This is a genomic window from Allobosea sp. P1_A7, assembly GCF_056406775.1.
Window position 1 is genome coordinate 1 of record NZ_JBFTZN010000301.1, and the last position, 7075, is coordinate 7075.

At 65.8% G+C, this 7075-nt stretch carries 5 protein-coding genes; all 5 read right to left on the reverse strand.

Annotated elements, in window-relative coordinates; all coding sequences use genetic code 11:
- A partial coding sequence (locus AC1D34_RS31825; protein WP_476826384.1) for an HAD family hydrolase occupies positions 1–438 on the reverse strand: 438 nt, incomplete at its 3' end.
- Positions 439–537: 99 nt separating this feature from the next.
- Positions 538–2031: an EAL domain-containing protein gene (locus AC1D34_RS31830; protein WP_476826385.1), complete on the reverse strand. Its 1494-nt coding sequence runs from the start codon at positions 2029–2031 to the stop codon at positions 538–540.
- A 128-nt stretch (positions 2032–2159) separates the two neighbouring features.
- Entirely contained in the window at positions 2160–3950 is a 1791-nt protein-coding gene (locus AC1D34_RS31835) for a hypothetical protein (RefSeq protein WP_476768392.1), read from the reverse strand.
- 936 nt (positions 3951–4886) lie between these two features.
- The gene (locus AC1D34_RS31840; protein WP_476826386.1) at positions 4887–5381 is read right to left on the reverse strand and encodes a peptide deformylase; all 495 of its coding nucleotides are present in this window, start codon (positions 5379–5381) and stop codon (positions 4887–4889) included.
- A gap of 17 nt (positions 5382–5398) precedes the next feature.
- Positions 5399–7075, reverse strand: a 1677-nt coding sequence (locus AC1D34_RS31845) for an FAD-dependent oxidoreductase (protein ID WP_476826387.1), incomplete at its 5' end; no start/stop codon positions are given.

Below are 7075 nucleotides of genomic sequence, written 5' to 3' on the forward strand. Positions count from 1 at the left end.
CGTCTCGGTCTCGTCGTCGAACAATCCCGTGCAGAGCACGTAGCGCGCGTCCGCGGGTGAGACGCGCGGCGCATCCAGCCCGGCGATCAGGGGCAGGTCGCGGTCAGGGCCGAGCATGAAGACCGGCTCGCCGGACCGTTCCTCGATCAGCGCCCGGCAGACATCGCCGGAGGTCACGATCGCATCATAGGCAGCCTCCGGCACGGCAAAACGCGCGAGCTGGACCTCGATTTCACGGCGGGGACGGGGAGCGTTGGTCACCAGCACGACGGAAACACCGCGTTCCCGCATCGCAACCAGCGCATCGCAGGCGTCCTGATGAGCTGCCACGCCGTTGTGAACGACACCCCAGATATCGCACAGGCAGAGATCGAACCGGTCGGTGATTTCCGAGAAACCGCTCAATGCGACGGTGGGCGCGGTCTTGGCAGGCTGCAAAGCGGTCAACTCCCCTGAAACCAATTGGGCTATGCGGCGCGACGGCAGCGCGGCACGGTGCCGGTTTAGGCCGTCGCAACGGGCAGCGATAGGGTTTTGTCAGGCGCTGGCGCGGCGTAGCACGGCGCGGAACGGCAGGCGCTCCGGCGCCGGGCCTTTCTGCGCAGGCCCGCTCGGCGGGGCTGGCAGCGCTGCCGCAGGCGATGTGCCGGCGGTGGGATAGCCCAGAATCTCGGCCGAGATCCGCGCGGCGGGCCGCTCGGGCTCGGGCACCGGAGCGGCGGGTTTCGCCGGCTCGGGATCGGCAAAGACCTCCGGCTTGACCGGCCGCGGCGGTGAAATCACCAGCCCCTGGGCATAGGTCACGCCAAGCTCGATCATGTCCGCGACAGTCGGATCATCCTCGATCTTCTCGGCGACGAGGATGATCGAGGCCCGCGCGAGCTGAGCCGCGAGATCGGCGGCGGCGATATCGATCGAGGAACGCTCGGCTTCAGCCTGCAGCAGGGCGGCCGGCACTTTCACGAAGCGAATGGCACGATCATGTAGCGATGCCGGGTCGAACCGAAGATCGCCGACATGGTCGAGCGCGAAGCGCACGCCATTGGCGGACATCGCCCCCAGCAGGCCAAGGCTGGTCGGCTCCAGAGCGCGGAAGACGCGCTGCGGCATCTCGATCACCAGATGGCCGGCGTGCTCGCGATATTTCTCGAGGATACGGGAGAGGGTCACCAGAGCCTGCGACGAGGCCCAGGTTGCGGCGCTGAAATTACAGGCCACGAACAGGCCGCCGTCCTTGGATCCCAGATGGCGCGCGATCGCCAGCGTACGTGTCAGCACCAGTGCATCGAGCGTCGGACCGAAACCCYGCTCCTCGACGATCGCCAGGAATTCGGCGGGGAGCAGCAAGGTGCTCTCATCGAGACGCAGACGGACCAGCGCCTCGTAGCCACGTGTCCGGCGTTGCGGCAACTGCACGATCGGCTGGAGATGGACCTCGACCTTGCCCTCGGCCAGCGCGGTGCTGATGATCGCGGCTCGTTCATCGGCAGCGCGCAGCTGCTCGGCCTGAATGGCCTCCGCACGCGCTGCAGCAAGCGCCTCGCGATGCGCAATGCGGGCAAGCTCGGGAGCAGGCGCCGGCGGCGGCGGGGGAGCGGCTTCGGCATTGCGCCGGGCCTGCGCAGCCGAGAGTTRCGTGTCGTGATCTGCCAGCGTCGTTGCGACTTGCTGCAACAGGTCGCCGAGCAATCCGACCTCGGCCGTCAGTTCATTGATCGCAGCACGTGCGGGCGCGGCATCGGCCTCGCTCATCGGCAGTTGCTCGACACGCTGCGCCAAACTGTCAAGCCTGATGGCATTGGTAGCCAGGCGAACCTTGACCTCGCCGATCGCCGCGAAGATCTGCTCGCGCTGCGCAAGGACACGTCGCTCGTAGAAGATCGCGGATGCCGCCAACCCTGCCCCCGCCAGCAGGAGGCCGGTGGCGTTGGCCAGCGCTCCCGGCAAGGCGAGAACCGCGATTGCGCCAGCCGCCACGCCGGTCACGGCACTGGCGAGAGGATGCAAGGCGGTAAGGCGGACAGGGGCCAAGGCGACGACCGCGCGAAAGAGGTTGCTGGGGAATGAAAGCGACGAATCACTCTGCTACCCGACATTAACCGTCTGTTCACGCGCATGCGAGGGCCATGGACGAAAAGCGGCGACGGTCGGGAATTCGCTTAGTGAACGCCGCTGGCTTCAAGCCGACGCGGCCCGAGATCCGACATGATCCGGTCGATGACGGCTTCGCTGAACCCCATCCGCGACAGGTAAAGCCTGGCGTCGATCGCGAAGAGCGGAGCCGCCTGCGCCAGCCGTCGCAGGGCCGCTGAAACGCCCGGCTCATCATGCTTTCCCGCAAAGTGGAGGGCTCGGCCAAGCAAGCTGAGCGGACTGTCATCGGCGACGAAAATGGCGGCATGCGCATCCGCGAGCTTGTCATTGCCCATCAGATGCTCGGCCAGGAAGGCGTAGAAATCGTACCAGGCAGGACGGCCGCTGCTGGATGCCACAGCCCGCTGCAGCAGCGGCAGGCCTTCCGCAGGCTGACCGATCTGAACATAGCGCGCGCCGAGATCGGCCATGATGTCGGGATCGTAGGGATTGCGGACGAGCGCGGCCCGGCCCGCCCTGAAGGCATCTTCATAGGCGCCACGTGCGAAGTAAACGTCCATCATGGCCTGCTGCGCGCGTGCGCTGGACGGCGCCAGCCTGACCGCCGTCAACGCGGCGCTCAAGGCGCGATCGAGCGGCGAACCAGGCAGTGGATTGAGTCCGGCGGTGTATTCGTCGACCGTCAGCAGGGCGAGCTGCGACCAGGCGGGATGGAAGGCAGGGTCGCGCTCCAGAACCGCCTCCAGGCAGTTGCGGGCGGCCAGGTGATCTTCGGCGCGCATGGTGCGGCGGATATTCAGCGCCTGGAAGACACAGCGCATCGGCGACGCCGTCATCGTCTGGCGATAGTCGGCGTGAATGATGCCGAAGGGCTCGGCAAGCCTGACTGCGAGCCGTCGGGCGATCTCGCGCAATTCCGGAGCGTCCTCGCCCTTCGGCAATGTCCGGATGGCAGACGTCGTCCAGACCACACGACCGTCCTTGACGGAGCGCAACCGGCCGAAGCCTTCCGTCGCCCCGCCTTGCCGCGTCGCATTCATCTCGAAGACATAGTCGGCGCCGCTATAGAGGTCCGCGCCGGCGGCCGGCGTACGAACGGTAACGAGATCGTCGAATCGAGCCAGGGCATCGACCAGGAGCCGCGTGAAGGCCTGCACCAGCCCGGCCAGCTCCGGATCGTCGGCCGCGCCGCTCAGCGATACGACGACCATCGGCAAATGAGCCGACGCGCTCGATCCCGCGCGACGCGCTGCCTCCTCGATCAGTTGAGCCTGGCGCACCAGCGGGTCGGGTTGCGGTGTCGTCTCGAGCGGCGGGAGGTAGTGCCAAGTGGCGAGAGGCACGATCACGAGGACCAGCGCTAACACGGCGAGCCAGTGCCCGAGCCTGAAACCGTGCCTGCTCGGCCGCTCAGGGACCGGCAGTTGGGCCGCCCTGGCGTCGCCGGGCGCCATGCGCTCCTGCGCCGGCTCGGCCGGCATCCCGGCAGCCCCAAGATGTTCAAAGACAGGGACGTAAGCGCCGACCGGCATGGAAATGCGGATCGTGTCGTCGGCGCCATCGCCCTGATAATACTGGCCTAGCGCCCTGCGCAGACGACCGGCCTCGACCCTGACGATGGGGTCGGACTGCGGGTCGAAATCTGCCGGTCGGCCGAAGGCCTCAACCGCAATGGTGTAACCCTTGAGTTCCGAGCTGCGCCCTTCGATGCGGCGCTCCACGATGAAGTTCAGAAATGCGGAGAGCTGCGGTGCACTGCGAAACGCATCCGATGTCAGGATGCGTTCAAGGGCCTCACGGACAGCGAGAGCCTCCGGGTCTGCGAGCCGGTCGGTATCCTGACTGCTCTCGACCATTGGGGTTTGGTCCAGTTTGTTCCCCCCTTCATCCAAACTACGCCAAAACCGACGTTACGTCATTCGCAACGTCGAAGCGACCGGGCGACCGCGGCGCGCAGTGGTGCCCCGCCTCGCCCGCAATTTACAGCCCGCTTTGCGCTGTTAGGTTGAGAGAAGCTTAATTGTACAGGATGCGGCCGACAGCCTTCGTCTCGCAGCCGGGCGAAAACCCCCGTGATTTTGAAGCATTCTGCATGCCATTCGGCGTGTGCCGGCTCGTCAAGCAGACCCGGCGCATGGTCGCGTGCCGAAGCGTGTTTTACTAGGGCCGCGTAGGTAAGCCGGTAATGGGTGGCCCGGCCAGATGGCGGCGCTCAATGCGAAGCCTGCAGGCAGGCCGATCATCCCGGCGTTCAAGCCCCTGCCGACCAGCCGGACTACACCCCTTCCGTTCCGTTCGATCGCCTCAAGGTCTTTGCCGCGGAGCCCTGCTCGCTGTGCTGCCCCCAGGAGGTCTCGACCACGTCTTCTTCGCAGGCCAGCATACCGAAGGGGTAGACACCCTGATGAAGAGCGCGCGGCCCCGCCGGAACGTCTCCCGGGAGGGAGCTGGGACGCACCTGAGCGGCTGCAGGCTCGGCCATCGCGGCGTCGGATCTGGCGGGATTTCGGTCAGCGGCATCGTCCGCAAGCACCCATTTTTCGGTGGATTGCTCTCAGATTCCGGCCATCCCCGTCGCAGCCGCGCTCGCGAAAAGCAGGCACTTGCGAAGGGCGAATCGGAATGTCGCGCGCGTTTCGCGCGCTTGAGCGAATCGTCACGTTTCGGTCGTCGTGTCCGGTTCCGGGCCAGTCAGGGGTTCGGCCGACCCATCACCGCCCAAAGGCTGCCGCAGGCGCCTGCGAGAGGCTGCGCCAGGCTCCGGTTCTGCCAAGGGCCGGCGAGCGGCAAGATCACGCACGCCGCAGCTTGCGGTAGCGGGCGATCAGCCTGTCGCGCTTCAGGCGTGACAGGCGATCGACCCAGAAAATGCCGTCGAGCTGATCGATCTCGTGCTGGTGGCAAACGGCGAGCAGGCCATCTGCCTCTTCGAACTGTTCCGCACCGTCCAGGTCCCGATAGGTGACACGGACGCGGGCATGACGCTCGATCTCGTCTGCAACCCCCGCCATCGAAACGCTGCCCTCGTGGTGGCGGATCATGTCAGGTGAAGCCCAGGCGATCGCCGGGTTCACATAGGTCCGAACCTCACCCGGCGACAGCTCCAGCACGACCAGCCGCTGGAGAAGACCGATATGCGGCGCCGTTATGCCGATGCCGGGAGCCGCCCGCATCGTTTCCAGCAAATCGGCCGCGAGCGAGCGAAGCACCGCATCGAAACGCGTCACCGGCTCGGCTGCCATGCGCAGCCGAGAATCGGGAAAGCCAATGATCGGCCGGATCGTCACGCGGTGGCCTCAGGGGATTATGCGGCAGCCTTCTTCTCCGCATTGCCATAGTAGCTCTCGCCCGTCTTCGCCATGCGCTTGAGCTGCCGGTTCGGCCTGAAGCGCTCTCCATGGGTCCTGGCGAGCTTCTCGCAGAGCTTCACGAAGACGGCCGCGCCCATGTTGTCGATGTAGGAGAGCGTGCCGCCCGAATAGGGCGCGAAACCGAAGCCGATGATCGAGCCGACATCCGCCTCGCGAGGATCGGTCACGACACCTTCCTCATAGGTGCGGGCAGCTTCCAGGGCCTGGGTGACGAGCAGGCGTTCCTTGAGCTCCTGCATGTCGATKAGCTCGGGGTCGAGCCGGTTCTTCGTCAGCTCGGCAAGCCCCGGCCAAAGCCGCTTCGGGCCGGCTTCCGGATAGTCGTAGAAGCCTTTCCTGTTCTTGCGGCCGAGGCGGCCATGCGTCTCGACCATCTCGGTGAGCAGTCTTTCCTGCGCCGGATCGACCGCCTGTTCGCCGAGTTGGGCCTTGGTCGCCTTCAGCACCTTGTAGGCGAGATCGACCGCGACCTCGTCATTGAGGGACAGCGGACCGACCGGCATGCCGGCCTGCTTGCCGGCGGCCTCGATCATCGCCGGGGGCACGCCCTCCATCAGCATCAGATGGCCTTCGCGGATGTAGTTGCCGACACAGCGGTTGGCATAGAAGCCGCGCGTGTCGTTGACGACGATCGGCGTCTTCCTGATGGCGCGGACGAAATCGAGCGCCATGGCGAGCGCCTTCTTGCCGGTCTTCTTGGCCATGATGATCTCGACCAGGAGCATCTTCTCGACCGGCGAGAAGAAATGCACGCCGATGAAATTCTTCGGGCGCTGCGAGTGCTCGGCGAGCCCGGTGATCGGAAGCGTCGATGTATTGGAGCCGAAGATCGTCCTTGGTCCGACCACCGCCTCGACCTTGGCGATGACCTCGGCCTTGACCTTCGGATCCTCGAACACGGCCTCGATGACGAGATCGCAGCCCTTGAGATCGGCATAGTCCGCCGAGGCGATGATCCGGCCGAGCAGCGCGTCGCGGTCGGCCGTCTTGGCGCGCCCCTTCATGATCTGGTCGGAAACCAGCTTATGCGAATAGGCCTTGCCCTTTTCGGCCGCCTCGATGTCGCGGTCGATCAGGATGACGTCCAGGCCTGCCTGGGCGGTGACATAGGCGATGCCCGCGCCCATGAAGCCTGCGCCGACAACGCCGACCTTCTTCAGCCTGCTCGCCGGGACATCGGCCGGGCGGCGAGCCCCCTTGTTCAGCTCCTGCATCGAGACGAAGAGCGTGCGGATCATCGAGGCCGCCTCCTTCGTCCGCAGAATTTTTGCGAAATAGCGGCTCTCGACCCTGAGGCCGAGATCGATCGGCAACTGCAGGCCCTCATAGACTGCGCTCAGTATGGCGCGTGCGGCCGGGTAGTTGTCATTCGTCTCGCGGCGATAGATCGCGTTGGCCGGTGGCCAGATCTGCATGCCGGCGGGCGAATAGACCTTGTTGGAAGGCAGCTTGAACTTGGGATCGTCCCAGGGCGCCTTGGCCTGCGGATTGGCCTTCAGCCACTCCCGGGCGTTCTGAAGCATCTGATCCCGCGGCACGGCCGCATGGACGAGGCCGCTGTTTCGGGCCGGCAGCGCCTTGATCTGCTCGCCCTTGAACATCATCTGCAG